This is a genomic window from Thauera sp. 2A1, assembly GCF_009469595.2.
GTDB lineage: Bacteria > Pseudomonadota > Gammaproteobacteria > Burkholderiales > Rhodocyclaceae > Thauera.
In genome coordinates, this window is sequence record NZ_SSXV01000026.1 from 16,319 (window position 1) to 43,303 (window position 26,985).

General features: G+C 67.8%; 22 protein-coding genes, 1 tRNA gene and 1 riboswitch. Of the genes, 18 read left to right on the forward strand and 5 right to left on the reverse strand.

Annotation, left to right across the window (positions count from 1 at the left end; all coding sequences use genetic code 11):
• Positions 1 to 28: 28 nt before the first annotated feature.
• The 8 genes from metK to GH664_RS18990 all read left to right on the forward strand — a co-directional run bounded on the left by metK (position 29) and on the right by GH664_RS18990 (position 12,625).
• Positions 29 to 1,195 (forward strand): methionine adenosyltransferase, encoded by a 1,167-nt coding sequence (gene metK, locus GH664_RS18955; protein ID WP_153169632.1) that lies wholly within the window; start codon positions 29 to 31, stop codon positions 1,193 to 1,195.
• A gap of 384 nt (positions 1,196 to 1,579) precedes the next feature.
• Positions 1,580 to 1,690, forward strand: a riboswitch (S-adenosyl-L-homocysteine riboswitch).
• A gap of 86 nt (positions 1,691 to 1,776) precedes the next feature.
• Entirely contained in the window at positions 1,777 to 3,186 is a 1,410-nt protein-coding gene (gene ahcY, locus GH664_RS18960) for an adenosylhomocysteinase (protein ID WP_153169633.1), read from the forward strand.
• Positions 3,187 to 3,295: 109 nt separating this feature from the next.
• Positions 3,296 to 4,153, forward strand: coding sequence for a TlyA family RNA methyltransferase (locus GH664_RS18965; protein ID WP_153169634.1), 858 nt, complete (start codon positions 3,296 to 3,298; stop codon positions 4,151 to 4,153).
• Positions 4,150 to 4,983: a methylenetetrahydrofolate reductase [NAD(P)H] gene (gene metF, locus GH664_RS18970; RefSeq protein ID WP_153169635.1), complete on the forward strand. Its 834-nt coding sequence runs from the start codon at positions 4,150 to 4,152 to the stop codon at positions 4,981 to 4,983. Before GH664_RS18965 ends, metF begins: the two co-directional genes overlap by 4 nt.
• Positions 4,984 to 5,141: 158 nt before the next feature.
• A complete protein-coding gene (locus tag GH664_RS18975) occupies positions 5,142 to 7,178 on the forward strand; it encodes a TonB-dependent siderophore receptor (protein WP_153169636.1) in 2,037 nt (678 codons plus the stop codon).
• A 4-nt stretch (positions 7,179 to 7,182) separates the two neighbouring features.
• A complete protein-coding gene (locus GH664_RS18980; protein ID WP_153169637.1) occupies positions 7,183 to 7,746 on the forward strand; it encodes a YfiR family protein in 564 nt (187 codons plus the stop codon).
• Positions 7,743 to 10,565 carry a response regulator gene (locus tag GH664_RS18985; RefSeq protein WP_153169638.1) on the forward strand — a complete coding sequence of 941 codons (2,823 nt, stop codon included), beginning with the start codon at positions 7,743 to 7,745 and terminating at the stop codon, positions 10,563 to 10,565. The genes GH664_RS18980 and GH664_RS18985 overlap by 4 nt, the downstream gene beginning before the upstream one ends.
• A 167-nt stretch (positions 10,566 to 10,732) precedes the next feature.
• Positions 10,733 to 12,625 carry a diguanylate cyclase gene (locus tag GH664_RS18990; RefSeq protein ID WP_153169639.1) on the forward strand — a complete coding sequence of 631 codons (1,893 nt, stop codon included), beginning with the start codon at positions 10,733 to 10,735 and terminating at the stop codon, positions 12,623 to 12,625.
• 52 nt (positions 12,626 to 12,677) lie between these two features.
• Here the strand turns inward: GH664_RS18990 and GH664_RS18995 are convergent, their stop codons facing one another.
• Positions 12,678 to 13,574 carry a DMT family transporter gene (locus GH664_RS18995; RefSeq protein ID WP_153169667.1) on the reverse strand — a complete coding sequence of 299 codons (897 nt, stop codon included), beginning with the start codon at positions 13,572 to 13,574 and terminating at the stop codon, positions 12,678 to 12,680.
• Positions 13,571 to 15,085 (reverse strand): helicase HerA-like C-terminal domain-containing protein, encoded by a 1,515-nt coding sequence (locus GH664_RS19000; protein WP_153169640.1) that lies wholly within the window; start codon positions 15,083 to 15,085, stop codon positions 13,571 to 13,573. The genes GH664_RS18995 and GH664_RS19000 overlap by 4 nt, the downstream gene beginning before the upstream one ends.
• Before the next feature lie 193 nt (positions 15,086 to 15,278).
• On the opposite strand from GH664_RS19000, the gene GH664_RS19005 reads away from it, so the two are divergent.
• Positions 15,279 to 16,004, forward strand: a complete 726-nt coding sequence (locus GH664_RS19005) for a YebC/PmpR family DNA-binding transcriptional regulator (protein ID WP_153169641.1) — start codon at positions 15,279 to 15,281, stop codon at positions 16,002 to 16,004.
• A 23-nt stretch (positions 16,005 to 16,027) separates the two neighbouring features.
• Here the strand turns inward: GH664_RS19005 and GH664_RS19010 are convergent, their stop codons facing one another.
• Positions 16,028 to 16,450 (reverse strand): Lrp/AsnC family transcriptional regulator, encoded by a 423-nt coding sequence (locus GH664_RS19010; protein WP_153169642.1) that lies wholly within the window; start codon positions 16,448 to 16,450, stop codon positions 16,028 to 16,030.
• Between the two features lie 143 nt (positions 16,451 to 16,593).
• Between GH664_RS19010 and GH664_RS19015 the strand changes: the two genes are divergently transcribed.
• The 6 genes from GH664_RS19015 (at position 16,594) to GH664_RS19040 (ending at position 21,367) form a co-directional block, all read left to right on the forward strand.
• Positions 16,594 to 17,682: an ornithine cyclodeaminase gene (locus tag GH664_RS19015; protein WP_153169643.1), complete on the forward strand. Its 1,089-nt coding sequence runs from the start codon at positions 16,594 to 16,596 to the stop codon at positions 17,680 to 17,682.
• Between the two features lie 5 nt (positions 17,683 to 17,687).
• Positions 17,688 to 18,620, forward strand: coding sequence for an arginase (rocF, locus tag GH664_RS19020; protein ID WP_153169644.1), 933 nt, complete (start codon positions 17,688 to 17,690; stop codon positions 18,618 to 18,620).
• 119 nt (positions 18,621 to 18,739) lie between these two features.
• On the forward strand, positions 18,740 to 20,161 hold the full coding sequence (locus GH664_RS19025) for an aspartate kinase (protein WP_153169645.1): 1,422 nt from the start codon (positions 18,740 to 18,742) through the stop codon (positions 20,159 to 20,161).
• 118 nt (positions 20,162 to 20,279) lie between these two features.
• Positions 20,280 to 20,597 (forward strand): heavy metal-binding domain-containing protein, encoded by a 318-nt coding sequence (locus GH664_RS19030; RefSeq protein ID WP_153169646.1) that lies wholly within the window; start codon positions 20,280 to 20,282, stop codon positions 20,595 to 20,597.
• 10 nt (positions 20,598 to 20,607) lie between these two features.
• Positions 20,608 to 21,156: a crossover junction endodeoxyribonuclease RuvC gene (gene ruvC / locus GH664_RS19035; protein ID WP_153169647.1), complete on the forward strand. Its 549-nt coding sequence runs from the start codon at positions 20,608 to 20,610 to the stop codon at positions 21,154 to 21,156.
• Positions 21,157 to 21,291: 135 nt separating this feature from the next.
• Positions 21,292 to 21,367: transfer RNA gene (locus tag GH664_RS19040), tRNA-Lys, on the forward strand.
• 93 nt (positions 21,368 to 21,460) lie between these two features.
• Here GH664_RS19040 and GH664_RS19045 read toward each other — a convergent pair.
• A complete protein-coding gene (locus GH664_RS19045; RefSeq protein ID WP_153169648.1) occupies positions 21,461 to 22,675 on the reverse strand; it encodes an FAD-dependent monooxygenase in 1,215 nt (404 codons plus the stop codon).
• Between the two features lie 334 nt (positions 22,676 to 23,009).
• On the opposite strand from GH664_RS19045, the gene GH664_RS19050 reads away from it, so the two are divergent.
• The 3 genes from GH664_RS19050 (at position 23,010) to GH664_RS19060 (ending at position 25,598) form a co-directional block, all read left to right on the forward strand.
• Complete coding sequence (locus tag GH664_RS19050) at positions 23,010 to 23,933, forward strand: Tim44 domain-containing protein (protein WP_153169649.1); 924 nt, start codon at positions 23,010 to 23,012, stop codon at positions 23,931 to 23,933.
• Between the two features lie 76 nt (positions 23,934 to 24,009).
• Complete coding sequence (locus GH664_RS19055) at positions 24,010 to 25,104, forward strand: AI-2E family transporter (RefSeq protein ID WP_153169650.1); 1,095 nt, start codon at positions 24,010 to 24,012, stop codon at positions 25,102 to 25,104.
• A 20-nt stretch (positions 25,105 to 25,124) separates the two neighbouring features.
• Positions 25,125 to 25,598: a YbaN family protein gene (locus GH664_RS19060; protein ID WP_228111620.1), complete on the forward strand. Its 474-nt coding sequence runs from the start codon at positions 25,125 to 25,127 to the stop codon at positions 25,596 to 25,598.
• A gap of 13 nt (positions 25,599 to 25,611) precedes the next feature.
• On the opposite strand, the gene GH664_RS19065 is transcribed toward GH664_RS19060, so the two are convergent.
• Positions 25,612 to 26,985 (reverse strand): TolC family outer membrane protein, encoded by a 1,374-nt coding sequence (locus GH664_RS19065; protein ID WP_228111621.1) that lies wholly within the window; start codon positions 26,983 to 26,985, stop codon positions 25,612 to 25,614.

Sequence of the window (26,985 nt, forward strand, 5' to 3'; positions counted from 1 at the left end):
GGGGATTTCGCGTTTTTGGAGCAGCATCTTGAGCAATACCTACCTCTTCACTTCCGAATCCGTTTCTGAAGGCCATCCCGACAAGGTCGCCGACCAGGTCTCCGATGGCGTGCTGGACGCCATCCTCACCGAAGACCCGAAGGCGCGCGTTGCCTGCGAGACGCTGGTGTCCACCGGCCTCGTCGTGATCTCGGGCGAGATCACCACCACTGCCCACCCCAACTACCGCGAGATCGCGCAGGAAGTCATCCGCCGCATCGGCTATGACAACTCCGACATCGGCTTCGACTACAAGAGCTGCGCGGTGCTGGCGGCAATCAACCGCCAGTCGCCCGACATCGCCCAGGGCGTGAATGCCGCCAACGACGACCCGCTCGACCAGGGCGCCGGCGACCAGGGCCTGATGTTCGGCTACGCCACCAATGAAACCGCCGCGTTGATGCCGCTGCCGATCTACTACGCGCACCGCGTGATGCAGCGCCAGGCCGAAGTGCGCAAGGACGGCCGCCTGCCGTGGCTGCGCCCGGACGCCAAGAGCCAGCTCACGGTGAAGTACGTCGACGGCAAGCCGGTGGCGATCGACACCGTGGTGGTATCCACGCAGCACGACCCGGACGTCACCCAGGAGCAGATCCGCGAGGCGGTGATCGAGCTGATCATCAAGCCGGTGCTGCCGCCCGAGCTGATGCAGGGCAACGTGCGCTACCTGGTGAACCCGACCGGCCGCTTCGTCGTCGGCGGCCCGCACGGCGACTGCGGCCTGACCGGGCGCAAGATCATCGTCGACACCTACGGCGGCGCGGCCCACCACGGCGGCGGCGCGTTCTCGGGCAAGGACCCGTCCAAGGTCGACCGCTCGGCCGCCTACGCCGGCCGCTACGTGGCGAAGAACATCGTCGCCGCCGGCCTGGCCGACAAGTGCGAGGTGCAGGTGGCCTACGCGATCGGCGTGGCGCGCCCGGTGAGCCTGATGGTGAACACCTTCGGCACGGGCAAGATCGCCGACGACAGGATCGTCGAACTGATCGGCCGCCACTTCGACCTGCGCCCGAAGGCGATCATCCAGACGCTGGACCTGCTGCGCCCGATCTACTCCAAGACCGCCGCCTACGGCCACTTCGGCCGCGACGAGCCGGAGTTCTCGTGGGAGCAGACCGACAAGGCGGCCGCGCTGCGCGCGGACGCTGGACTGTAAAGCGAAGGCAGAAGGGTAACGCAACAACGCCAAGCCTGCCGTGTCGGGTGTTTGCGGAGCGGGCGAGGACTGTCCGAGCACCGAGCGAAGCGAGGGCGCTCATTTGCGTGCCCTCCGCAAGCGCCGCGCAGCGGCGCAGCCCGCGGAGCAAACACTCGGCGCGGCAGGCGGTTAGCAGCACCGGCCGACTGTCGCCGGATGAATCGTTTGCGACAAATCCGGTCTGGCGACGGGGGATGCGCTCCACGTCCTGCGCAACTCGACCTCGCTGCGCTCGGGACTCGGACAGTGCTCGTCCGCTCCGCGCATCCCCCGCCGCCAGACCTGCTCCATTGCGAACTCAAACAGGCGCAATAAACCCGCGAATCTGAAGCTATAATTTCAGTTTCCGAGGAGCGCTGCGAGGCGCCGGCTGCACCCCCTGCAGCGGCCCCCAGGCTCGGAACCCGTCTCCCGCTGCAATCCGACGGGGCAGTTCAACGGCGCTCACCTGGTCGTTACTCTCAACCCTGCCGGGTTCGGGATGTCGGGTGAGCATGCTGCCGTACCCCCTCCCTCCCGGCCATAGCACGGAGCTTCACATGAACGCTGTGGCTGACATTCAAGACTACGTTGTTGCCGACCTGTCGCTCGCCGACTGGGGCCGCAAGGAAATCCGCATCGCCGAGACCGAGATGCCCGGCCTGATGGCGATCCGCGAGGAATACGCCGCCAGCCAGCCCCTCAAGGGCGCGCGCATCACCGGCTCGCTGCACATGACAATCCAGACCGCGGTGCTGATCGAGACGCTGACCGCACTCGGCGCCCAGGTGCGCTGGGCGTCGTGCAACATCTTCTCCACTCAGGACCACGCCGCGGCCGCCATCGCCAAGGACGGCATCCCTGTGTTCGCCGTCAAGGGCGAATCGCTGACCGACTACTGGGAGTACACCCACCGCATCTTCGAGTGGTCGGATGGCGGTTACTCGAACATGATTCTGGACGACGGCGGCGACGCCACGCTGCTGCTGCACCTCGGCGCGCGCGCCGAGAAGGATCTCTCGGTGCTGGCAAATCCGGGCTCGGAAGAAGAGACGATCCTCTTCGCCGCCATCAAGGCCAAGCTGGCGCAGGATCCCACCTGGTATTCGACGCGGCTGGCTCACATCAAGGGCGTCACCGAGGAAACCACCACCGGCGTGCATCGCCTGTACCAGATGCACGCGCGCGGCGAGCTCAAGTTCCCGGCGATCAACGTCAATGACTCGGTGACCAAGTCCAAGTTCGACAACCTGTACGGCTGCCGCGAGTCGCTGGTCGACGGCATCAAGCGCGCCACCGACGTGATGATCGCCGGCAAGGTTGCGCTGGTTTGCGGCTACGGCGACGTGGGCAAGGGCTCGGCCCAGGCGCTGCGCGCGCTGTCGGCCCAGGTCTGGGTCACCGAGGTCGACCCGATCTGCGCGCTGCAGGCGGCGATGGAAGGCTACCGTGTGGTCACGATGGACTACGCCGCCGACAAGGCCGACATCTTCGTCACCGCCACCGGCAACTACCATGTGATCACCCACGACCACATGGCGAAGATGAAGGACCAGGCCATCGTCTGCAACATCGGCCACTTCGACAACGAGATCGACGTCGCCTCGGTCGAGCAGTACCGGTGGGAAGAGATCAAGCCGCAGGTCGATCACATCATCTTCCCCGACGGCAAGCGGATCATCCTGCTCGCCAAGGGCAGACTGGTGAACCTGGGCTGCGCCACCGGCCACCCGAGCTACGTGATGTCGAGCTCCTTCGCCAACCAGACGATCGCGCAGATCGAGCTTTTCCAGCACACCGACAAGTACCCGGTGGGCGTCTATACCCTGCCCAAGCACCTGGACGAGAAGGTCGCGCGCCTGCAGTTGAAGAAGCTCAACGCCCAGCTCAGCGTGTTGACCGACGCGCAGGCCGCCTACATCGGCGTACCGAAGGAAGGCCCGTACAAGTCGGACTCGTACCGCTACTGAGCGGCGCCGGCCAGTGATGGCGGTCAGGCCCGCTCCTACGGCGATGCAGAGGCGTAGGAGCGGGCTTGACCGCGATATCGAACAGCCAGACCTGACTGACGCCTCCGCCATGAGCATGAACTCCTTCCACGCCCGCCACGGGCGACCGCGGCCCGCCGCGGACAGCCGCAAGCCGGTCGACCGCCACGGCCTGCTGCGCGTCGACCAGTTGCTGGTGGCGCAGGGCCTGGCGGCCTCGCGCACCGCGGCGCGCGCGCTGGTCGATGCCGGGCGTGTCAGCCACGAGGGCGAGCCGGTCACCAAGGCGGCGCTGGAGTTGCCGCCCGACGCCCGGCTGGCGGTGACGCCGGACGACAGCGACCGCTTCGTGTCGCGCGGCGCGCTGAAGCTGGAAGGGGCACTCAGGCGCAGCCTGCTCGACATCCATGGCATCACCTGCCTCGACATCGGCCAATCCACCGGCGGCTTTACCGACTGCCTGCTGCAGGCGGGCGCGGCGAAGGTGGTGGGCGTGGAGGTCGGTCACGACCAGTTGCACGCGCGCCTGCGCCACGAGCGGCGCTGCATCACGCTGGAGGGGCTCAACGCCCGCCAGCTCACGCCTGCCGACCTGGGCGGGCATTTTCCGCCGCATGGCTTCGACCTCCTCGTCTGCGATGCCAGCTTCATCTCGCTGGCGCTGCTGATGCCGCAGTGGCCGGCGTTGCTGTCACCCGGCGGCCATGTGCTGGCGCTGGTGAAGCCACAGTTCGAGGTCGGTCCGCAGAACCTGGGCAAGGGCGGCATCGTGCGCGACGCCAGCCTCTACGCCGAAGTCGAGGCGCGCCTGCGCGCCGCGGCGCACGAGGCCGGCCTGCGCATCCTGGACTGGTTCGACTCGCCCATCACCGGCGGCGACGGCAACCGCGAATTCTTCCTTCACGCCATCCGCGCCACGGCTGGCGACACTGCACCGCACACATCATGAGCACTGAAATCTCGATCGAGTTCTTTCCGCCGCAGACAACCGAAGGCGCCGAGAAACTGCAGGCCACCTGCGCGAAGCTGGCTGCATTGAAGCCGGCCTTCTTCTCCGTGACCTACGGTGCCGGCGGCTCCACCCGCGAGCGCACCTTTGCCGCGGTGAGGGACATCGCCGCCGCCGGGCTGGAGGCCGCGCCGCACCTGTCGTGCATCGGCTCCACCCGCGACAGCATCCGCGAGATCCTGCACCAGTACGCCGCGACCGGCGTCCACCGCATCGTCGCGCTGCGCGGCGACCTGCCTTCCGGTGCAGGCGCGGCGGGCGAGTTCCGCTACGCCAGCGAGCTGGTGGAGTTCATCCGCCAGGAGACGGGCGACCGCTTCCACATCGAGGTGGCCGCCTACCCCGAATGGCATCCCCAGGCGAGAAGCCCGAAGGACGACCTGCTCGCCTTCAAGCGCAAGGCCGAGGCCGGCGCCAATTCGGCGATCACCCAGTACTTCTACAACATCGACGCCTACCTGAACTTCGTCGACGCGGTGCGCAAGCTGGGCGTCACCCTCCCCATCGTGCCCGGCATCATGCCCATCAGCAGCTTCAGCAAGCTGGCGCGCTTCTCTGACGCCTGCGGCGCCGAGATCCCGCGCTGGATGCGCAAGACTTTCGAGAGCTACGGCGACGACACCGACTCCATCCGCGCCTTCGGCCTCGACGTGGTGACCCGCCTGTGCGAGAGGCTGATTGCCGAAGGCGCGCCCGGCCTGCACTTCTACAGCATGAACATGGCCGGGCCGACGACCGAGATCTGCAGGCGCCTCGGCCTGGGCGGCTGAGGGCGAACGCCACGCCTGACGGCCGACGGCGGAACCGGTCGCGCGGGATGAGCAGAGCATTCAAGAAGGCGGGCGCGATGCCGTAACACATCGTAGCCCAACAACATCACGCCTGGCCGCCGGTCGCATCGGCACGGACGGCATCGCGCCACCGCCTCATGAATCCGGATACCCGTACGCCGGGGTGCGCCGTCCCCGGCCGCCCGCACCGCCACACCCGCCCGCAAGCTGCAGCCGCCCGCCACGCGACCTGGCTGGTGGCGCTTGCGCTGCTGCACACGCCGGTGCCGTCGATCGCCGCCGAGCTGACCGAGCTCAGCCTGGAGCAACTGATGGCGGTCACCGTGGTGGGCGCGTCGAAATACGAGCAGAAACAGAGCGAGGTCGCTGCCGCAGTCACGGTCATCACCCGCGACGAGATCCGCGCCTTCGGCTGGCGCACGATCGACGAGGCGCTGGCGAGCCTGCCCGGCACGCATCACACGTACGACCGCCAGTATGCCTACCTCGGCGTCCGCGGCTTCGCCCTGCCCGGCGATTACGTGACCCGCGTGCTGTTCACGCTGAATGGCAATCGGCTGAACGACAACGTCTATGACGGTGCGCCCTATGGCAACACGCTGCCCATCGACCTGAGCCTGGTCGAACGCATCGAGTTCATCCCCGGCCCGGGCGGCGCCGTCTATGGCCAGAACGCCATGTTCGGCGTGGTCAACATCGTCACCCGCAGCGGCGCCGGCGTCGACGGCGGCGAGCTGTCCGGATACTGGCAATGGCCACAGGCCGGCCGCAAGGCGCGCGCCACCTGGGGCAAGCGACTGGACAACGACATCGACGTGCTGGTGTCGGCCTCGGTGTTCCGTTCGCGCGGCGAAGATCTTTTCTTCGACTTCGGCGACGCCGACGTCAGCGGTCGCGCGCGCAACATGGATGGCGAAAGCAAGAAGGACTTCTACTTCCGCGTCGCACGCGGCCCGTGGACCTTCGACCTCGCCGACGGCGATCGCCGCAAGGACGACCCCACCGCCGTCTATCGATCCGACCCGCTGGCGCGCGGCCAGTACCAGCAGGACCACCTCACCAACGCGCAACTGCAGTACGAGGACACGTTGAGCGACACCCTGTCGCTCACCGCGCGCGCTTTCGCCGGCCGCTACCGGTACGACAGCAAGCTCCAGTTCGACGGCGCGGCCTACGCCTACCCGGTTGCCGGCGACTGGCACGGCGCCGAACTGCGGCTGGTGTCCAGCGCAGTCGACGCGCACAAGCTGATGCTGGGGCTGGAATACCAGCGCAATGTGCGCATGGACCAGCACATCAACGCCGTGGCCGATCCGGCCAGCGACGTCGCCATCCGCCGCGAGGGCTGGCGCGCTGGCCTTTACATTCAGGACGAGTGGCGGCTGGGCGACACGTTGACCAGCACGCTTGGCCTGCGCATCGATCGCAACGACATCACCGGCACCAAGCTCAGCCCGCGCGCCGGGCTGATCTGGCAGCCAAGCGCGGGCACCACACTGAAGGCGCTCTATGGCCGCGCGCACCGCGCGCCCAATTCGTGGGAACGCGACTATGCGGAAGCGGACGTGCAGGCCGCCAACCCGGCGCTGCGCGGCGAATCCATCGACACCCTCGAGCTGGTCGCCGATCACCAGCTAACGCGCGACTTCCAGGTGCGGGCCTCGGTGTATCGCTGGGAACTGGATGATCTGATCGGCCTCGGCACCGACCCGGCAAGCGGCCTGCCGCAGTACCAGCAGATGGGCAAGGTCACCGCCAAGGGCGTCGAGCTGTCGGCCCTGCACAACTGGAGCCAGGGCGCCCGCCTGCGCGCGAGCCTCGCCGTGCAGTCGGCCACCATGGCAGACGGCCAAACCGCCGAGAACTCGCCCCACGTACTGGGCAAGCTGCTGTTCTCGAGCCCGATTCCCGCCACGGAGATGCGCCTGGGCTACGCGCTGCACTACGACGGCGAACGCCGCAACTATGCCGGCGACACCGTCGCGTCGTACTGGCGCTCCGACCTGCACCTGATCGCCGACCGCTGGGCGCGCGGGCTGGAAGTCTCGTTCAGCGTGCTGAACCTGTTCGACCGCCGCTACGAGCATCCGAGCGGCGGCCCCGGGCTGAACTGGCAGCCGGTCTTCGAGCAGGACGGCCGCAGCGTGCGGCTGGCGCTCGACTACCGCTTCTGAGCCCATGCCGGGAAGCGCTCGCACACGGCTCGCAACAGGGCGCCCCGGACTGGGACGCCTGATCTGCGGCCTGCTTGCCGCCGCCTGCCTGGCGGCGGTGCAGCCGGCAGGGGCCGACAGCGTGAGCGAGTACCGCCTGAAGGCCGCCTACCTGTTCAACTTCGCCACCTTCACCGAATGGCCCGACTCGATCGGCAACACGCTGGCCGTCTGCATCTACGGCGATGACCCCTTCGGTGCCGACATCGATGCGCTCAGCCGCCAGTCAGTCGGCAATCGCCGCATCGCGGTGCGCCGCACGGTGAGTGCCGACAACCTTGCAGGCTGCCACCTGGTGTTCGTCACCCGGCCGATGATCGGCAACCTGTCGCGCGTGTTCGACCGCCTGGGCGCCTCGCCGACGCTGGTCGTGGCCGACAGTCCGGGCGCCCTGCAGCAAGGCGCGATGCTGAACATGGACACGGCGGACGGCAAGGTGAGCTTCTCCGCCAACCTCGCCGCAGCCCGGCGGCAGAACCTGAACCTGAGCGCAAAGCTGCTGCGTCTCGCCACCGAGGTCATCCAATGAAGCGTTCCGCTGCTGACGACAATGCGGCCCCCACGCCCGGCATCCGGCTCGCCGAGCAGGTCCGGCGTGCCAACCATCTGGCACTCGGGGTCACGCTCGCCATCGTCGCCGCCATCGTGCTGGCGGGAAACTTCGTCGTCAGCGCGCTCACGCTCGAGTCCGACACTCGCACGATGGCCCGCGTGCTCGCCGACAACGCGTCGGCCAGCCTGCTGTTCGGCGATCCGAAGTCGGCCACCGACGTGCTCGACACGCTGCGCAATTCGCCCAGCGTCACCCAGGCTGCGATCTACGACTCGGCGCTGAAAGTGTTCGCCCGTTACGAGAACGCCACCGACACACCGCTGTCAGCTCCTACCGGACTCACCGAAGAGGCGCAATTCGATTTCTCCCGGCTGCGCCTGACCCAACCCATCGCCGGCGGTCAGAAGGTGCTGGGCGCAATCCGCCTCGACGTCGAACTCGGGCCGCTCTACCTGCAACTGACGACCTACGCAGCGATCATGGTGCTGGCGGCGCTGCTGGCGCTCACCGCGGCCACCGCGCTGGTGCGGCGCCTGCACGGCGTGGTGCTGCGCCCGCTCGCCGCGCTGACCTCGCTCACCACGCGGGTGGCGCGCGAGGACGATTACGCGGCCCGGGCCGAGACCAGCGGCCTCGTCGAGCTCGACTCGCTGGCCGAGGGCTTCAACCGCATGCTGGCGCAGATCGCCGAGCGCGACGCGCGCCTGGCGGCGCATCGCGACCAGTTGGAAGAAGAAGTCGCGGTGCGCACGCACGAGCTGCTGCGGGCGAAGGAGGCGGCCGAAGCCGCCAGCCAGGCCAAGAGCGACTTCCTCGCCACCATGAGCCACGAGATCCGCACGCCGATGAACGGTGTGCTCGGCATGACCGAGCTGCTGCTCGACACCTCGCTCAATGCCGAGCAGCGCCACTTCGCCGAAGCGGTGCAGAATTCGGGGCGCCACCTGCTGGGCATCATCAACGACATCCTCGATTTCTCGAAGATCGAATCCGGCCACCTGGAACTGGAAGACGTCGAGTTCGAGCCGGGCGAACTGATCGAGAACGCGCTCGCCATGTTCGCCCAGCCGGCGGAAAAGAAAGGCCTCGAACTGGTGGCCGACATTCCGCCGGACGCGCGCCGCAGCCTGCGTGGCGACCCCTTCCGCATCCGCCAGGTGGTGGCCAACCTGATCAGCAACGCAGTCAAGTTCACCGAGCAGGGCGAGGTCGTGGCGCGGGTGCGCCTGGCCGCCGAGGAGGGCGAGCGCTGCCGCCTGCGCGTCAGTGTCGAGGACACCGGCATCGGCATCCCGCTCGAGGCGCAGCGCAAGATCTTCGAGCACTTCGCCCAGCTCGACGGCTCGACCACCCGCCAGTACGGCGGCACCGGCCTCGGCCTGGCGATCTGCCGCCGGCTGGTGGAGCTGATGGGCGGCCGCATCGGCGTCAGCAGCACGCCGGGCGAGGGCGCGCAGTTCTGGATCGAGATTCCGCTTGAGGCCGGCACCACCGCCGTCGGCGCGCTGTGCTGCGACATCGGTCTGGCCAGCGTGCACGTGCTGGTGGTCGACGACAACCCGACCAACCGCGAGATCCTCCAGCGCCAGCTCGAAGGCTGGCACATGCAGGTGGAATGCGCGTCGAGCGGCGCGGAGGCGCTCGAGCGGATGCGCTGCGCGCACGACCGGGGCCAACCCTTCGCGCTCGCGGTGCTGGACATGCACATGCCGCAGATGGACGGACTGCAACTGGCCAATGCGATCCAGGCCATGCCCGAACTGGCGACGACGGGCCTCATCGTGCTGACCTCGAGCTACTCCAGCGCCAGCGTGCGCGAGCGCGAACGCGCCGGCATCCTGCGCTGCGTGCACAAGCCGATCCGCCAGGCCGAGCTGCATCAGGTGGTGTGCAGCGCATTGCGCAGCCCGCGCAGGCCGCAGGCGGCCGCCGCGATCAGCCCCTCGAGCGGCCTCGCGGACACGACCGTCCTTGCCGGTCGAGTCCTGCTGGCCGAGGACAATCCGACCAACCAGCATGTGGCGCAGGCCATGCTTGCCAAGCTCGGCATCGCGGTCGACGTGGCCGGCAACGGCCGCGAGGCGCTGCGCCTGGCGACGTCGCAGGACTTCGACGTGATCCTGATGGATTGCCACATGCCGCTGATGGACGGCTACGAGGCCACCGCGGCGATCCGCCAGCAGCAGGGTCAGGCGCGCCACGTACCCATCGTCGCACTCACGGCCGACGTCATGGAAGGCAACCGCAGTCGCTGCCTCGAGGCAGGCATGGACGACTTCCTGTCCAAGCCCTACGACCTCGCCCAATTGCGCGAGACGCTGCAGCGTCACATGGTGGTGCGCCACCCCGCTCGGCAGGACGAGGCCGCCACGGCCCGGGCCACGCCCGAGGGCGTGCCCGCCACGCCGATGGCGAGCTGCGGGCCGGCCGATGCAATGCCGGCCGCGATCGATCGCAACTTCTTCGTCCAGTTCCGCGAACTCGATCCGACGGGCGGGCTGGGCCTGGTTGCGCGCATCATGCGCGTGTATGCCGATACCAGCGGCGAGGCTGTGGACCGGCTGCGGGAGGCGACGCAGGGCGGCGATGCCGAAGCCATCCGCCAGGCGGCGCACAGCCTGAAATCGAGTTCGGCCAACGTGGGCGCGACGCTGCTGGCGGCGCGGCTCAAGGACGTCGAGCTCTCGGGCAAGGAAGGGCGCTTGCAGGACGCGCGCGATGCGATCGACGATGTCGGCGACGAGTACCGTCGCGTGATCGACGAAATCGGCTCCCTGCTCGCGGAAATGGGATGAACTCCGCCTTGCGGGGCACGCGCGCCGGGCTGGCGAACGGGCGAAAGTTGCATGGCAGCGTAATGGTGCACGCACATTCCCGGCATTATTGAGTAAGCTTTGACGATGATTACGCGCTGCCGTGGCTGGAAGGCAATTGCGCTGTTGGCATGACGGCCTGCACAGAGATGAAGAAACTCGACAACATCGCCATCAGCGGCGAACTTCCCAGCCCGAAAGGGGTGGCCCTGGCCATCCTCGAGATGTGCCGCAAGGACGACACCACGGCCGCCGAGATCGCGCGCATTGCCCAGACCGACCCTGCGCTCGCCGGCCGCCTGATCCGCCAGGCCAACTCCGCTGCCCACGGCGGCCGCCGCCCGGTCGCATCGGTGACCGAAGCCATCCTGCGTCTGGGTCTCAGCACGGTGCGCAACCTGGCACTGGGTTTCTCGCTGGTCGACCAGTACCAGAACGGGCCCTGCGAAGGCTTCGATTACCAGACCTTCTGGTCGCACTCGCTGCTGATGGGGCTGGCGATGCAGAAGGTCTGCGCCATGACCCACGCCGGCACGGCCGACGAGCTCTTCGCCTGCGGCCTGCTGGCACGCATCGGCTGCCTCGGGCTGGCCACCGCCTACCCGTCGGAATACACGAACCTGCTGCGGCGGCAAGCGCCGGACCTTCAGCTCACGGCGCTCGAACAGGACCATCTCCACACCGACCACAACGAACTGAGCGCCGCGCTGCTCACCGAATGGGGCGTCCCCAGTGCGCTGGTGGAACCCATCTATCATCACGAGACTCCGGATGCTTCGGGTTTTTCGGAGGGTTCGCGCCCGCATCAGCTCGTCCATCTGTTCTACCTCGCAAAGTGCATCGCCGATCTGGGCGTTGCCACCGAATGCGAGCGCAACGGCCGCACGGCGGAACTGCTGCTGCTGGGTGGCAAGATCGGCCTCAATGCGGACGAACTCGGCGCCACCATCGACGAACTCGTGCGCGGCTGGCGCGAATGGGGCGAGTTGCTGAAGGTCCCGGCCTCGGCCCTGCCGTCCTTTGCGCAGATGTCGGCACTGCATGCGCCGCGCCCCGAGGATAGCGGCAGCGCGGCGGCGCTGCGCGTGCTGCTGGTCGACGACGACGCCACCACGCGTGCGATGCTCGAGGGCGCGCTCGGTCATTCGGTGATCTGCGCCGGCAACGGCCATGAAGCACTGGCAGTTGCGGTGGAAGCGCTGCCGCAGATCGTCATCACCGACTGGATGATGCCGGGCATGAGCGGGCTCGAGCTGTCGCGTGCGCTGCGTGCCACCGACTGGGGTCAGACGATCTATCTCATCATGCTGACCAGCGTCGAATCGGAAGACGAGATCAGCGAAGCCTTCGAAGCCGGCGTCGACGACTTCCTCACCAAGCCGGTCAACATTCGCACCCTGCGCGCCCGCCTGCGCGCCGCCTGGCACTACGTGCAATTGCTCGAAGCGTGGGAACGCGACCGCGCGCAACTCAAGCAGTTCGCCGCCGAGCTGGCGATCAGCAACCGTCGCCTCGAGCACGCGGCGATGACCGACCTGCTCACCTCGCTGCCCAACCGCCGCTCCGGCATGACCTCGCTGGCCAAGGCCTGGAGCGCCGCAAACCGCTCGAGCCAGCCGCTGTCGGTGATGGTGCTCGACGTCGACCACTTCAAGCGCGTGAACGACACGTACGGCCACGCCATCGGCGACGCGGTGCTGCGCGAAGTGGCCCAGGCGCTGCAACGCTCCGCACGCAAGGACGACAGCGTGTGCCGCCTTGGCGGCGAGGAGTTCCTGATGATCTGCCAGAACGCCGACCTGAAGTCGGCGCTGATGGCCGCCGAACGGCTGCGACGCATGATCGAGAGCTTGCGCATCACGGCGGGCAGCGCCGTGATCCAGATCTCGATCAGCATCGGCATCGCCAGCCGCGAAGCAGGCATGTCCGACGCCGACGCCCTGGTGAATGCGGCCGACCGTGCGCTGTACCAGGCCAAGCAGTCGGGGCGCAACCGCAGTTGCATCTACGTTCAGGGCCAGTTGCGCACCGGTCCGCGCTGACGGCGCAACCGCCGGCCCGCCACCGCGCGGAGCGCGGTGGCCCGATGCACGATCAGCCCGCCTTGCGCGCCATGAACATCACCCCGCCGATCACCATCACGGTGCCCGCGAGCTGGGCCGGGCCGATCGCCTCGCCAAGCAGCAGCCAGCCGAGCAGGATGGTGATCGCCGGTCCCAGGCTGCTGGTGAGCGACACCGGCCCGGCGCCGAGGCGGCGGATCGCCTCCGAGGTGAGCCACACCGGTGCCACGGTGCTCACCAGCGCCATCGTCAGGGACAAGGCATACACCTGCCACGGCTGCACCAGCGCCGACACCGGCCGCAGCACGAAGAACTGCACCAGGCAGCCGAGGCAGGCGAAGCTGGTGGCATAGGCGGTGAAGCGCGCGGAACCGGTGCGGGTGACGACTTCGCCGTTGCCCATCAGGTAGAGCGCGAAAGTCACCGCGCTGGCGAACACCAGCAGGCTGCCGATGGCCACGTTGCCCGCATCGCCGGCGATCGTCAGGTCGTGGCCGACGGCGATGCCGATGCCGATGTAGCACAGGCCGAGCGCGCCGAGCATGCGGCGGGTGACCGGCTTGCCGAGGAACAGCGCCGACAGCAGGATCACCAGCGTCGGGTACAGGTACAGGATGAGCCGCTCGAGCGCGGCACTGATGTAGTTGAGGCCGAGGAAGTCGAGGTAGCTCGCGAGGTAATAGCCGATCAGGCCCAGCCCGGCCATCCACCCCCAGTCGCGCGCGGGCAACGGCGCCGCCGCGTGGCGGCTGGCGACGATACCCATGGCGATGAAGAAAGGCAGCGAGAAGCCCATGCGCAGCGCCAGCAGCGTTTCCGCATCCACGCCATGGCGGTAGGCGAGCTTGACCAGGATGGCCTTGAAGGAGAAGCCGGTGGCGCCGAGGATCGCGAAGACCAGGCCCGCGCGCGGCGGCGCCGCGCTCAGCGACGCCCCCCGAGCAACGAGCCGAGGATGCCGCGCACGATCTGGCGGCCGATGGAGCTGCCGATGGTGCGCGTGACCGTCTTGGCGGCGATCTGCACCAGGCCGTCGCGCTGCCCGCCGCGCGGGCCGGTGGAACCGAACAGGATGTCGCTGACCGCGCTGCCGGTCTCGCCGCCGGCCTGCTTCGCCGCCTCGCGCCCGGCCTCGATCGCCGCCGTGGTGGCGGCCTTGGCCTGCAGCAGCTCGTAGGCGGATTCGCGATCGACCGCCTTCTCGTAGTGGCCATAGATTACCGAGCCCTTGATCGCCGCGTCGCGCTCGGCCGCGTCGAGTGGCCCGAGGCGGGAGTCGGGTGCGATGACGAAGCAGCGCTCGGTGATCTCGGGCCGCCCCTTCTCGTCGAGGAAGGACACCAGCGCCTCGCCCACGCCCAGCTCGGTGATCGCAGTCGCAGCGTCGAAGGCCGGGTTGGCGCGCATCGTCTCCGCCGCCGTCTTCACCGCCTTCTGGTCGCGCGGCGTGAAGGCGCGCAGCGCGTGCTGCACGCGGTTGCCGAGCTGGCCGAGCACCGTGTCCGGCACATCGAGCGGGTTCTGGGTGACGAAATACACGCCGACGCCTTTGGAGCGGATCAGCCGCACCACCTGCTCGATCTTTTCCAGCAGCGCCTTCGGCGCGTCGTTGAACAGCAGGTGCGCCTCGTCGAAGAAGAACACCATCTTGGGTTTGTCGGGGTCGCCGACTTCGGGCAGTTGCTCGAAGAGTTCCGACAGCATCCACAACAGGAAGGTTGAATACAGCTTGGGCGAGTTGTACAGCTTGTCGGCGGCGAGCACGTTGATCACGCCGCGGCCGTCGCCGTCGGTCTGCATCAGGTCGGCGATGTCGAGCATGGGCTCGCCGAAGAACACGTCGCCGCCCTGCTGCTCGAGCGTCAGCAGGTTGCGCTGGATGGCGCCGATCGAGGCGGCGGCGATGTTGCCATACTGGGTAGTGAAGTCCTTCGCGTTCTCGCCGACGTATTGCACCATCGCGCGCAGATCCTTGAGGTCCAGCAGCAGCATGCCGTTGTCGTCGGCGATCTTGAACACGAGCTGCAGCACGCCGGCCTGGGTGTCGTTGAGGTTGAGCAGCCGCCCCAGCAGCATCGGCCCCATGTCGGAGATCGTCGCCCGCACCGGGTGGCCGTGCTCACCGTAGACGTCCCAGAACACGACGGTGTTGGCGCGCGGCGTGTAGTCGCCGATGCCGACCGCTGCCAGGCGCTGCATCAGCTTGTCGGACTTGATGCCGGCGGCGCCGATGCCGGACAGGTCGCCCTTGACGTCGGCCATGAACACCGGCACGCCGATGCTGGCGAAGCTTTCCGCCATCTTCTGCAGCGTCACCGTCTTGCCGGTGCCGGTGGCGCCGGTGATGAGACCGTGGCGGTTGGCCAGGCGCGGCAGCAGGCAGATGTCCTTGAACTGGTCCTTGTCGTGCGCGCGTGCGATCAGCATCGGGTCGGCCATTTCATGCTCCTCGGAAATCGGTTCGGAATGCGCCGAGTTTAGCAGCCCCGCAGGCCCCCTCGTGCGCCCCGACCCGCTCACGTCTTGCTTCGGCCCCCACAGGGGCCCGGAAGCCGAGGTGGCCCCAGCGGCCGGCGGGCGGGCGCTATAATGCGCGCCTCTTCAATCGCTCGGGCAGCACAGAGGTTCCAATATGGCGGGTCATAGCAAATGGGCCAACATTCAGCATCGCAAGGGTCGTCAGGACGAAAAGCGCGGTGCGGCGTTCTCCAAGCTGGCGAAGGAAATCACCGTCGCCGCCAAGATGGGCGGGGGTGACCCGGGCTTCAACCCGCGATTGCGCCTGGCGGTCGACAAGGCCAAGGCGGTGAACATGCCCAAGGACAAGATCGACAACGCGATCAAGAAGGGCACCGGCGAACTCGAAGGCGTGAGCTACGAGGAAATCCGCTACGAAGGCTACGGCATCGGCGGTTCGGCGGTGATGGTCGACTGCCTCACCGACAACAAGACGCGCACCGTGGCCGACGTGCGCCACGCCTTCTCCAAGTACGGCGGCAACATGGGCACCGACGGTTGCGTGTCCTTCCAGTTCAAGCACTGCGGCCAGTTGATGTTCGCGCCCGGCACGAACGAGGACGCGCTGATGGAAGCCGCGCTCGAAGCCGGCGCCGAGGACGTGCTGACCAACGACGACGGCTCGATCGAAGTGGTCACCGGGCCGTGGGAATTCACCTCGGTGAAGGAAGCGCTCGAAAAAGCCGGCTTCGCCGCCGAGTTCGGCGAAGTCACGATGAAGCCCGAAAATGCCATCGAACTTTCCGGCGACGAGGCGGCGCGCATGCAGAAGCTGCTCGACGCCCTCGAAAGCCTGGACGACGTGCAGGAAGTGTACACATCGGCCGAATTCGCCGACTGATCGTAGGCGGCCCGCTGCCGGCGTCAGACCCGGTAGGTCTTGAGGTGGATGCTGGTTTCGCTGCTCCGGATACCCTTGATCAGCCGGATGCGTTCCAGCACCGTCGATAACTCCGTCAGATTCGCCGCGCGCAGGCCCACCAGCAGGTCCCAGCGCCCGTTGGTGTCGTGCAACTCGGCGACCGCGGGCTCGCCGAGCAGGCTGGCGATCACGGCGCGCGCCTCGTTCCCCTCCACAGCGATGCTTGCCCACGCGCGGATCTCGTTCGGCTGTGCGTCGGGCCGCAACCTCACCGTGTAGCCGACGATCACCCCATCGTCCTCCAGGCGGGCGATGCGATTGGTGATGGTCCCGCGGGACACCTTGAGCTTGTGCGCAAGGGCCGCGATGCTCAGGCGCGCATTGCTGCGCAACAGGCCGATCAGTTGCTGGTCGAGCGCATCCATTTCGTCATTTCGTCATCGAACCCAGGCAATTCTGCCAACAAACTGACGTTTTCGGTACAGAACTGCTGATTCTGTTTGCCGCGCGATTCCTCCATGATGTTTGTGTGGTTTCACCACGCCACGACCGAGCAGTGAGGATCGCCATGATCACCTCGACCGCAAGACGCCCCCGGACCCGCTACCTGAGCGCCGAACACGTTGCCGAGATCGTGCGGCGCAAGGGCCTCGCCGCATGCATCGCCGGTGTCGCCGGCTACATCCGCCAGGACTTCCTGCGCTGGCACGACTTCGACAAGTGCGCCCGCCTCGCCCACCACTCCGACGTCGGCGTGATCGAGCTGATGCCGGTGTCGGATACGCGCAGCTACGCTTTCAAGTACGTGAACGGCCATCCGTCGAACCACCGTTACAACCTGCCGACGGTGATGGCCTTCGGCGTGCTCGCTGACGTGGAAACCGGCACGCCCGATCTCGTCAGCGAGCTGACGCTCACCACCGCGATCCGCACCGCGGCCATGTCGGCGGTCGCCGCGCGTGCGCTGGCGCGCGACAACGTGCGCAGCATGGCGCTCATCGGCAATGGCGCGCAGAGCGAGTTCCAGGCGCTGGCCTTCCACCACCTTCTGGGGGTGGAGCGCTTCCACCTGTTCGATCTCGATGCCGCCGCCACGCGCAAGCTGGCCGCGAACCTGACCCGCATGGGCCTCGACTTCGCCTGCTTCGACAGCGTGCGCGACGCGGTGGGCGGCTGCGACATCGTCACCACGGTGACCGCCGCCAAGACCAACGCCGCTGTCCTCACCGCCGACATGATCGAGCCTGGCATGCACATCAACGCGGTGGGCGGCGACTGCCCGGGCAAGACCGAGCTGCATGCCGACGTGCTGCGCCTGGGCCCGGTGTTCTGCGAGTTCGAGCCGCAGTCGCGCATCGAGGGCGACATGCAGCAGATGCCGGCGGATTTCCCGGTCACCGAGCTGTGGCAGGTGCTCGCCGGCCGGGCGCCGGGTCGCACCCGTGCCGATCAGGTCACGATCTTCGATTCCGTCGGCTTTGCACTCGAGGACTACTCGGCACTGCGCTACATGCGTGATCTGGCACAGGAACTGGGCATGGGCGAGGGACTGTCGCTGATTCCGGCGCTGGAGGATCCCAAGAACCTGTTCGGCTTCATCCCGGCCGAGGCCCCTGCGGGGAAGGCTGCATGCAAGGCACCCGCTGAGGTAATCTGAGGCGCATGGAATCGCTCAAAGTCAGCCTGATAGGCGCGCCTACCGATGTGGGCGCAGGCGTGCGTGGCACCAGCATGGGGCCGGAGGCCCTGCGCGTGGCCGGCATCAGCCGGGCGATCGCGGCGTTCGGCGCGGAGGTGCGTGATTGCGGCAATCTCTCCGGCCCCTCCAATCCCGAGTTGCCGGCGGTCGACGGTTTCCGCCACCTCGCGGAAGTCGCGCTCTGGAACACTACCCTGCACGACGCCGTTTACGCGGAGCTGCAGGAAGGCCGCCTGCCCATCATGCTGGGCGGCGATCATTGCCTCGCCATCGGCTCGATCAGCGCCGTCGCCCGCCACTGCCGCGCCACCGGCAAGCGGCTGCGCGTGCTGTGGTTCGACGCCCACGCCGACCTCAACACCGCGACGATGACGCCGTCCGGCAACATCCACGGCATGCCGGTGGCCTGCCTGTGCGGCTACGGGCCGGAGGTGCTCACCGGCATCGGCGGGCACGTACCGGCGATCACGCCACAGCAGATCCGCCAGATCGGCATCCGCAGCGTGGACGAAGGCGAGAAGCGCTTCCTGCACGAGCTGCAGGTCGAAGTCTTCGACATGCGCTACATCGACGAGATCGGCATGCGCGCCACCATGGAGCAGGCGCTGGCGGGTATCGACGAGAACACCCACCTGCACGTGAGCCTCGACGTGGACTTCCTCGACCCGACGATCGCGCCGGGCGTGGGCACCACCGTGCGCGGCGGCCCCACCTACCGCGAGGCCGAGCTGTGCATGGAGATGATCGCCGACACCGAGTGCCTCGCCTCGCTCGACATCGTCGAGCTCAACCCTGCCCTCGACCACTGCAACATGACGGCCGAGCTGGCGGTGGACCTGGTCGAAAGCCTGTTCGGCAAGAGCACGCTGATGCGCATGCATCGGCACTACCGCTGACGCCTCGCCAAAACCGCGTGCCGACGCCCGAATTACCCTCCGGGATTGTCGAATTGCACGTGAAGTCAATAAGATGACGGGTTCAGGTCGGTCTCTCAATCAGAACTGGAATTCACGTCATGCAAAACTCGGGGACACGCTCGATCTCGGTTGAAAAAATCGGCGGTACGTCGATGTCGGCGTTCGGCGATGTGCTGCGCCACATCATGCTGTACGACAAGTCGCGCATCTATGGTCGCATCTATGTGGTTTCGGCCTATTCGGGCGTGACCAACCAGCTCCTGGAGCACAAGAAGACCGGTGAGCCCGGGATCTACGCCCTGTTCGCGAAGGGCGCGGACTACCACGGCGCGCTCAACGGCCTCGCCGCCGGCCTCAAGAAGCTCAACGCCGGCTTCGCCGGGCTGGGCCTGCCGCTGGACGTAGCCGACGCCTTCGTCGATACCCGCATCGCCGAGGTCAAGAAATACCTGGACGCAATGCAGCACGTGCTCGCCAGCGGCTACATCAGCCGCACCGACGTGCTGCTGGCCGCGCGCGAGCTGCTGGCCTCGATCGGCGAGTCGCACAGCGCATTCAACACCGTCGAGATCCTCAAGGCCAACGGCGTGCAGGCGATCCTGCTCGACCTGGCCGGCTTCGAGGACGACGAGGCGTGGACCATCGACGAGCGCATCCAGCACAGCTTCAAGGGGCTGGACCTCGACAACAACGTGATCGTGGCCACCGGCTACACCAAGGGCACGGAAGGCATCATGCGCGAGTTCGACCGCGGCTACTCCGAGGTCACCTTCAGCAAGATCGCCGTCGAAGTGCGTCCCAAGGAGGCGGTGATCCACAAGGAATTCCACCTGTCCTCGGCCGACCCCAACATCGTCGGCCTCGAGAACGCGGTGATCGTCGGCGCCACCAACTACGACGTGGCGGACCAGCTCGCCGACGTCGGCATGGAGGCGATCCACCCGAAAGCCGCCAAGCCGATCGAGCTGGCCAACATTCCGATCCGCCTGAAGAACACCTTCGAGCCGGACCACCCGGGCACGCTGATCACCAAGGACTACGTCGGCGAGCGTGCGCGCGTCGAGATCGTCACCGGCAGCGACAAGGTCACGCTGGTCGAGATCCACGACCCGAGCATGGTGGGCACCGTCGGCTTCGACCTCGGGCTGATGGAGATCTTCTGCCGGCACGACATCTCCTACATCCTGAAGGCCACCAACGCCAACTCGATCGCGCATGTGCTGTGGGAGAGCTCGGTGACGCCGGAGCTCGTCGCCGAACTGGAAGCCCGCTACCAGGTGGTGACCGTGAAGCCGAGCGCGATCGTGTGCGCGATGGGCTCCAACATCAGCATTCCGGGCGTGCTCGCGCGCGCGGCGCAGGCGCTGGCCGAGGCGCAGGTGAACGTGAACTGCGTGTCGCAGACCCTGCGCCAGGTGAACATGCAATTCATCATCGAGCGCAGCGACTACAAGAAGGCGATCATCGCCCTCAACCATTCGCTGTGCGTCAGCCCCGGCACCCCGGTGCCGCTGGCCTGAGCCCGACGCGGCCGTACTCCCGGCGCGCGCCCGGCTTCGCTGGCGGGCACGCGCCGGGAGTGCGGCTGGTGCCCAAGCCCTGGAAACAGTACTTCCTTCCCCGCCTCAGGAGCGAACCATGCTGATGACCACCACCCCAAACCTCGACGGCCAGCCGATCCGCCAGTACCTCGGCGTGGTCAACGGCGAAGCCATCATCGGTGCCAACATCTTCAAGGACATGTTCGCCTCGATCCGCAACGTGGTCGGCGGGCGCGCCGGCAGCTACGAGCGCACCCTGGCGGATGCGCGCCGCATCGCCATGGAAGAGATGGAAGAGGCGGCGGCAAAGCTCGGCGCCAACGCGGTGATCGGCATCGATGTCGACTACGAAGTTCTCGGCCAGGACAACGGGATGCTGATGGTGTGCGTCAGCGGCACCGCGGTGAAGGTCTGAGCCGCGCCGCATGCGCGCCGCGTCGGCCACCGTCGCCACCCGCATCCTGGGCCTGGACCCTGGCCTGCGCATCACCGGCTTCGGCCTCATCGACACCCTCGGCAGCCAGTTGCGCTACGTCGCCAGCGGCTGCATCAAGACCCGCGATGGCGAACTCCCCGGTCGCCTGAAGACGCTGCTCGACGGCGTGCGCGAGGTGATCGAGACCTACCGGCCGGACGTGGTCGCGGTGGAGAAGGTGTTCGTGAACGTCAACCCGCAATCCACCCTGCTGCTGGGCCAGGCGCGCGGCGCGGTGATCTGCGGTGCCGTATCGTGCGACCTGGACGTTCATGAATACACCGCGCTGCAGGTCAAGCAGTCGGTGGTCGGCTACGGCAAGGCCGCCAAGGAGCAGGTGCAGCACATGGTGCAGCGCCTGCTGACGCTCGACGCCAGCCCCAGCCCCGACGCCGCCGACGCGCTCGCCTGCGCCATTTGCCACGCCCATGGCGGCCACGGCCTGGCCGGCCTCACCGGTACGGGCAGCCGCCGCCGCGCCGGCCGCCTGCTCGGCTGAGCGGCACGGAAAGCCGGAGAAACGCGGTCGCCGGCGGCATGTTCATGGTCGACAAGACCTGTTGCAGCGCGCAAAAAACACGCATATAATCCGCCTTCTTTGATCGGGCACCAATCCGATCCGCCGCAAGGCAACGGGGGTATAGCTCAGTTGGTAGAGCAGTTGACTCTTAATCAATTGGTCCTAGGTTCGAGTCCTAGTGCCCCCACCAACAAATTCAAACAAGAAGGCCAGTTCCCGCGAGCTGGCCTTCTTGTTTTTGCGGTGTGGGTCGCCGGCTCTCCGTGACCCACACCTTCCCGCCTCAGAGCCAGGTGCCGCCCTGGCGTTCGCTCGGAACCTGGGTCGCGGGATCGAAGTCGTGGATCCAGCCCAGGTTGTGCATCACTTCGTCGCGCTGGGCCAGCCGCGCATTGCGCGTGTCGGCGGCGGGCCCGTCCGGCAGGTGCAGCACGTCGGCAGTGGAGATCGATGCGAACTGGACCTTGCGCGTACGGCCGCGACGCAGGCTCTCGTAGTGCTCCAGGGCCTCGGCGAAGCGACCCGGGCCGTGATCGGCGAGGCTGGCAGCCAGCACCACCGCATCCTCGATGGACTGGTTGGCCCCCTGGCCGTGATGCGGCACCAGCGCGTGCGCCGCATCGCCGAGCAAGGTCACACGACCGCGCGTCCAGCGGCCGAGCGGCGGGCGATGGAACAGCGCCCAGCGCTGGCTGGTGGGCACCGCGCTGATCATCTGCACCACCGCGGGATGCCAGTCGCCGAAGCGCCGCAGTTGCTCGCCCTGCTCGGCAGCGGTCACCCATTCGCGCACCGGCCACGGCGACGGATTGCGCTCCACCAGCAGGAAGTTGTGGTCGCCCTTGCCGATCGGGTAGTGCAGCAGGTGGCCACCTGGGCCCACCCAGAACTGGATGGCGTCCGGGTCGGGCAGCAGGTCCAGCATCTCCGGCGGCACGATGCCGCGGAAGCCGGAACAGCCGGAATACAGCGCGTCGTCGTAGCCAAGCATCCAGCGACGCACCAGTGAGCGTGCACCGTCGGCACCGATCACCAGGTCGGCACGCGCCGAGCTGCCGTCCTCGAATTCGAGCACGACCTCGCTGCCGCTGTCCTTCAGGTCGCGCAGGCGCTTGCTGAGGTGGATGCGCTCCATGCCCACCGCCTTCGACAGAATGGCCTGCAGGTCGGCACGGTGGATGCCCCAATAGCAGGCACCGAACTGCCGCTCGTAGCTCGAGTCGCCGCTGTGCTTGCCGATCACGCGGCCGTCGCGGCCGTCGCGGTAAATCAGCGTCGAAATCGAGAAGCACACCTCGTCGAACTGCGCGCGCAGGCCGATGCGGTCGTAGAAGCGCGTCGCATTCGCCGACAGCGCCACCGCCGCGCCGACTTCCCTCAGCTCGCCCGTCTGCTCGTAGATGTCGACTTCGATGCCGCGCTGGCGCAGCGCCAGCGCCAGCGTGAGGCCGCCGATGCCCCCACCGACCACCGCAATCTTCCAGTCTGCCTTGATCATGCCGTCTCCTTGTCAGGCCTTCCGCCTGTCCGCATTGCCAGTCGAGCCTGCTGCAACGCTTGGCGCTCGTTGTCGTGTACGCAAAATAGCTGGCGCAGCAATGAACCTGTACGCCGCGTCGGGAGCCAAAGATTAGAGATCCTGACGATATGACTCAATGCACTAGTGGTAATAGGCGTCATGATCGAAAATCATGATCATCCAACCGGCCACCGGCCGCCTCTGCCTTGATTTCGTTTTTCCCGAAGTATCGGTCTCGCTTTATCTGGTTTTTCTTTCGCCAGCCAGCCGTTATCCTCTACGCCGTCTGTCCCTCTTCCACGATGGAGTTGCCATGAAATCCTTCTCGCTGATGGCGGCCGTGCTCGCACTCGGCCTCACGCTGTCCGTACCCGACGCCGAGGCGGCCAAACGCCTGGGCGGCGGCACCTCGTCCGGCATGCAGCGCAGCATGACCACGCCCGACCGCTCTTCGCCCGCAGTGGCGCCCACCCAGGCGCCGACGGCGGGGGCGGCGGCGGCAAAGTCCCCCGCGACCGCAACCCCGGCCCAGGCCCAGCCCAAGCGTTCGTGGATGGGCCCGATCGCCGGCCTGGCCGCCGGTCTCGGCCTCGCGGCACTGGCTTCCCACTTCGGCTTCGGCGAGGAACTGGCCTCGATGATGATGATCGGCCTGCTGGTGATGGCCGTGCTGGTGGTGATCGGCCTCATCATGCGCCGCCGTGCCGGCGGCACCCAGCCGGCCATGGCCGGCGCAGGGGCGGCCGGCAGCGGCATGCAGTATGCGGGCCCGGCGCCCGGCGCTCGCGACATGGCGACACCGCGCACTGCCGATGCGGCCTTCTCCGGCACCGGCGTCGAGCAGCCCGCAGCAGCGGCCACCGCCCTGCCGGCCGACTTCGACGCAGCGGCCTTCGTGCGCCAGGCCAAGGTGAATTTCATCCGCCTGCAGGCCTCCAACGACGCAGCCAACCTCGACGACCTGCGCGAATTCACCACGCCCGAGATGTTCGCCGAGCTGAAAACCAACATCCTCGCGCGCGGCACTGCGCCGCAGCAGACCGACATCGTGCAGCTCGATGCCGAGGTGCTGGAAGTGATCGAGGAAGCCTCGCGCTATATCGTCAGCGTGCGCTACAGTGGGCTGATCCGCGAAGAGCGCGACGCCCCGCCCGAGCACATCGCCGAGATCTGGCACCTGGTCAAGCCGCGCAACGGCACCGGGGGATGGCTGCTCGCAGGCATCCAGCAAGGGTAAGCGGCGGCACGTCGCTGCAACGGGGGGTGGAGGCGCCGCAGGGGGCCTCCACCCCCCGTCACTTGGAGAACGCAACATGCTCGATCAGGTCGCCGAACGCATCGTGAGCCGGGCCATCGTCGGCTTCCTGCTCGGCGGGCTGCTGATCCTGAGCTACGCGGTGCTGCAGCCCTTCATCGTGCCGGTGGCGTGGGCGGTCATCATCGCTTTCGCCACCTGGCCGCTCTACCTCGTCCTGCGTGCCCGGCTGCCGCGCTCTCCCGGTCTGAGCGCGCTGATCATGACGCTGCTGCTGACTGCCGCCTTCGTGCTGCCGGCGCTGTGGATGGCCGCATTGCTGCGCGGCGAGATCGGCCACGCCATCGCCGCGGTCGTGGCCCAGATCCGCCAGGGGCCACCGACGCTGCCCGGGTTGATCCGGGACCTGCCCTGGGCAGGCGACTTCCTGCAGGGCCAGCTCGACGCGCTGACCGGCGACGTCGAGAGCTTCAAGAACCAGCTCACCGAATGGGTGCGGCAGGGCGCCGAGCGCCTGGTGTCCCTGGTCGGCGATGTCGGCCGCAATGCCGCCAAGCTGGGTTTCGCGCTGATCACCGTGTTCTTCCTGTACCGCGACGGCGAGCGCGTGCTGGACCAGGTGCAGCGGGTGCTGCATCGCTTCCTCGGTGCGCGGGTGGACGACTACCTCGCCGCAGTGGGCGGCATGACCAAAGCGGTGGTGTGGGGCCTGGTCGCCACCGCGTTGGCGCAGGGTCTCGTCGCCGGGCTGGGCTACTGGTGGGCAGGCCTGTCGGCGCCGGTACTGCTGGGCGCGGTGACGGCGCTGATCGCCATGGTTCCGTTCGGCACGCCGTTCGCATGGGGCTCGATCGGCGCCTGGCTGCTGCTGCGGGGCGACACTGCCGAGGGCGTGGGCCTGCTGCTGTGGGGCGCGCTGGTCGTGAGCTGGGTGGACAACCTGGTGCGCCCGCTGGTCATCAGCAATGCGACACGCATTCCCTTCCTGCTGGTCATGTTCGGCGTGCTCGGCGGTCTCGCCGCCTTCGGCCTGGTGGGCCTGTTCCTCGGCCCGGTGATCCTCGCGGTGCTGATGGCGGTGTGGCGGGAATGGATCGGCGACGCGCACAAGAGCCCGGCCTCCGCCCCCGCCGGCGAACCGCCCGGCCAATGAGGACGCGAGGGCAGGCACCGATGTCGAAACTGCACGACTCCCGCCTGATGCGCGCGTTGTTCCTGTGGCTGGGCGTCGTCGCGCTGCTGCTCGGCGCGCTCGGCGTCGTCCTGCCGGTGCTGCCGACCACCCCTTTCGTGCTGCTGGCGGCGGCCTGCTTCGCCCGCGGCTCGGAGCGCCTCCACCGCCACCTGCTGGCGCATCGCATCGCCGGGCCGATCGTGCGCGGATGGGAAGAGCACCGCAGCATGCCGCCCGGCGTCAAACCCTGGGCATTCGGGCTGATGGCGGTGTCCTTCGGCGTGTCGCTGCTGATGGTGCCGTCGGCATGGCACCGCCTGATGCTGCTCGGCATCGCCGTCGTGCTGGCCTTCTTCCTGTGGCGCGTGCCGGTGCGTGCGGCCGATGCGGCGGAGCCGGACACACGAACCGCGGACGCACGGCCATCGTCCGCTGACGCCGCGTGCCGGCAGGCATCACGCGCCGAACCCTGACAGCACAGAAGCCTCAGGATTTCAGCCAGGCATTGACCGCCTCGATCTCGGGCTCATCCAGCGAGCCGACAAGGCTCTGCAGGCGCAGGCGGGCGACGATGTAGCGGTAGCGGGCAACGGCGAGGTCGCGCTCGACGCTCACCCGCTGCTGCTGCGCATCGAGGATGTCGATGCGGCTGCGGGTGCCGGCCTGGAAGCCTTTCTGGTTGGACAGCACCGCCTGTTCGGCGGAGCGTCGGGCCTGCTCCAGGGCACGCACCCGCAGGATGCCTTCGGCCACGTTCTGGAACTCCTTGCGGATCTCCTGCGCGACCTCGCGGCGACGTGCCTCGTACAACTGCTCGGCGCGCTCGATGTTGGCCAGCGCCTGGCGGGTCTGCGACAGGGCGTAGCCGCCGGCGAAGAGCGGCACGTTGACCTGCACGCCGACCTGCGTGGTCAGATAGCGCGTGTTGATGGAGACGTTGTTCTCGCTTTCGCTCTTGCTGCGCTGGGCAACGAGGTCGACCGTCGGATAGTGGCCGGCGCGCGCCTTGTCGAGTTCCTGCCGCGCCACCTCGATGTCGGCGCGCAGTGCGCGCAATTCCGCGTTCACCTCTTCGCCGCGGGCAATCCACTCCTCCGCGCTGGCCGGGGTGGGCGCCTGCAGTTCCAGTCGCGCCGCATCGAGCACCGCCAGGCTGTCCACCGGCTCATTGACGATGGTCTGCAACTGGCGCCGCGTGTAGCCGAGGTTCTGGCTCGCCTCGAGTTCCTGCGCCAGGGTGAGGTCGTAGCGCGCCTGCGCGTCGTCGATGTCGGTGCGCGTGCCCTGCCCGGCCGCGAACGAGCGCTTCGCCGCGTCGAGCTGGCCGGCATACGCCTCCTTCTGCGCGATCACCAGCGCGTGCTGATCCTGCGCCAGCAGAGCCTCGAAGTAGGCACCGGCGAGGCGGACCAGCAGATCCTGCAGGCTGCGGTCCAGTGTCGCCTCCGCCCCGTCCACCTGGCGCTGCGCCTGGCGGTAAAGCGCAAAGTTGTACATGCGGAACACCGGCTGGCGCAGCGACAGCACGTAGTTGCTGCTGATGTAGTCGAAATTCTCCCTGCTCGGGCGGCCGAAGATGTCGAGCGCCTGGCGATCGGTGCTGTTACGGCTGCGCGCGAGACTTGCCGACACATTGGGCATGAGCTGCGCACGCGCCTGCGGCAAGGCCTCACGGCTTGCCGCCGCCTGCGCGATCGACGCCTGGTGGCGCGCATCGTTGCGCAGCGCCAGCCGGTAGCTGTCGAGCAGATCGAGCGCGGCCGCAGGGGCGGCGAGCAGCGACAGTGCAAGGCCGCCGGCCAGCGCGGCGGCGGCCCGGCACGACATGAAGGCCGCGGGGCCGGTCTTGCGCCTCGGCAT

Bases quoted from the DNA above. Each gene is read 5' to 3' on its own strand.
- GH664_RS18975 (WP_153169636.1), top strand. From the start codon at position 5,142: ATGAATCCGGATACCCGTACGCCGGGGTGCGCCGTCCCCGGCCGCCCG.
- GH664_RS19050 (WP_153169649.1), top strand. From the start codon at position 23,010: ATGAAATCCTTCTCGCTGATGGCGGCCGTGCTCGCACTCGGCCTCACG.
- GH664_RS19010 (WP_153169642.1), bottom strand. From the start codon at position 16,450: ATGGATGCGCTCGACCAGCAACTGATCGGCCTGTTGCGCAGCAATGCG.
- metF (WP_153169635.1), top strand. From the start codon at position 4,150: ATGAGCACTGAAATCTCGATCGAGTTCTTTCCGCCGCAGACAACCGAA.
- GH664_RS18990 (WP_153169639.1), top strand. From the start codon at position 10,733: ATGAAGAAACTCGACAACATCGCCATCAGCGGCGAACTTCCCAGCCCG.
- ruvC (WP_153169647.1), top strand. From the start codon at position 20,608: ATGCGCGCCGCGTCGGCCACCGTCGCCACCCGCATCCTGGGCCTGGAC.
- GH664_RS18965 (WP_153169634.1), top strand. From the start codon at position 3,296: ATGAGCATGAACTCCTTCCACGCCCGCCACGGGCGACCGCGGCCCGCC.
- GH664_RS19005 (WP_153169641.1), top strand. From the start codon at position 15,279: ATGGCGGGTCATAGCAAATGGGCCAACATTCAGCATCGCAAGGGTCGT.
- GH664_RS19015 (WP_153169643.1), top strand. From the start codon at position 16,594: ATGATCACCTCGACCGCAAGACGCCCCCGGACCCGCTACCTGAGCGCC.
- GH664_RS19025 (WP_153169645.1), top strand. From the start codon at position 18,740: ATGCAAAACTCGGGGACACGCTCGATCTCGGTTGAAAAAATCGGCGGT.
- GH664_RS18980 (WP_153169637.1), top strand. From the start codon at position 7,183: ATGCCGGGAAGCGCTCGCACACGGCTCGCAACAGGGCGCCCCGGACTG.
- GH664_RS19045 (WP_153169648.1), bottom strand. From the start codon at position 22,675: ATGATCAAGGCAGACTGGAAGATTGCGGTGGTCGGTGGGGGCATCGGC.
- GH664_RS19065 (WP_228111621.1), bottom strand. From the start codon at position 26,985: ATGCCGAGGCGCAAGACCGGCCCCGCGGCCTTCATGTCGTGCCGGGCC.
- ahcY (WP_153169633.1), top strand. From the start codon at position 1,777: ATGAACGCTGTGGCTGACATTCAAGACTACGTTGTTGCCGACCTGTCG.
- rocF (WP_153169644.1), top strand. From the start codon at position 17,688: ATGGAATCGCTCAAAGTCAGCCTGATAGGCGCGCCTACCGATGTGGGC.
- GH664_RS19000 (WP_153169640.1), bottom strand. From the start codon at position 15,085: ATGGCCGACCCGATGCTGATCGCACGCGCGCACGACAAGGACCAGTTC.
- GH664_RS19055 (WP_153169650.1), top strand. From the start codon at position 24,010: ATGCTCGATCAGGTCGCCGAACGCATCGTGAGCCGGGCCATCGTCGGC.
- GH664_RS19030 (WP_153169646.1), top strand. From the start codon at position 20,280: ATGCTGATGACCACCACCCCAAACCTCGACGGCCAGCCGATCCGCCAG.
- GH664_RS19060 (WP_228111620.1), top strand. From the start codon at position 25,125: ATGTCGAAACTGCACGACTCCCGCCTGATGCGCGCGTTGTTCCTGTGG.
- GH664_RS18985 (WP_153169638.1), top strand. From the start codon at position 7,743: ATGAAGCGTTCCGCTGCTGACGACAATGCGGCCCCCACGCCCGGCATC.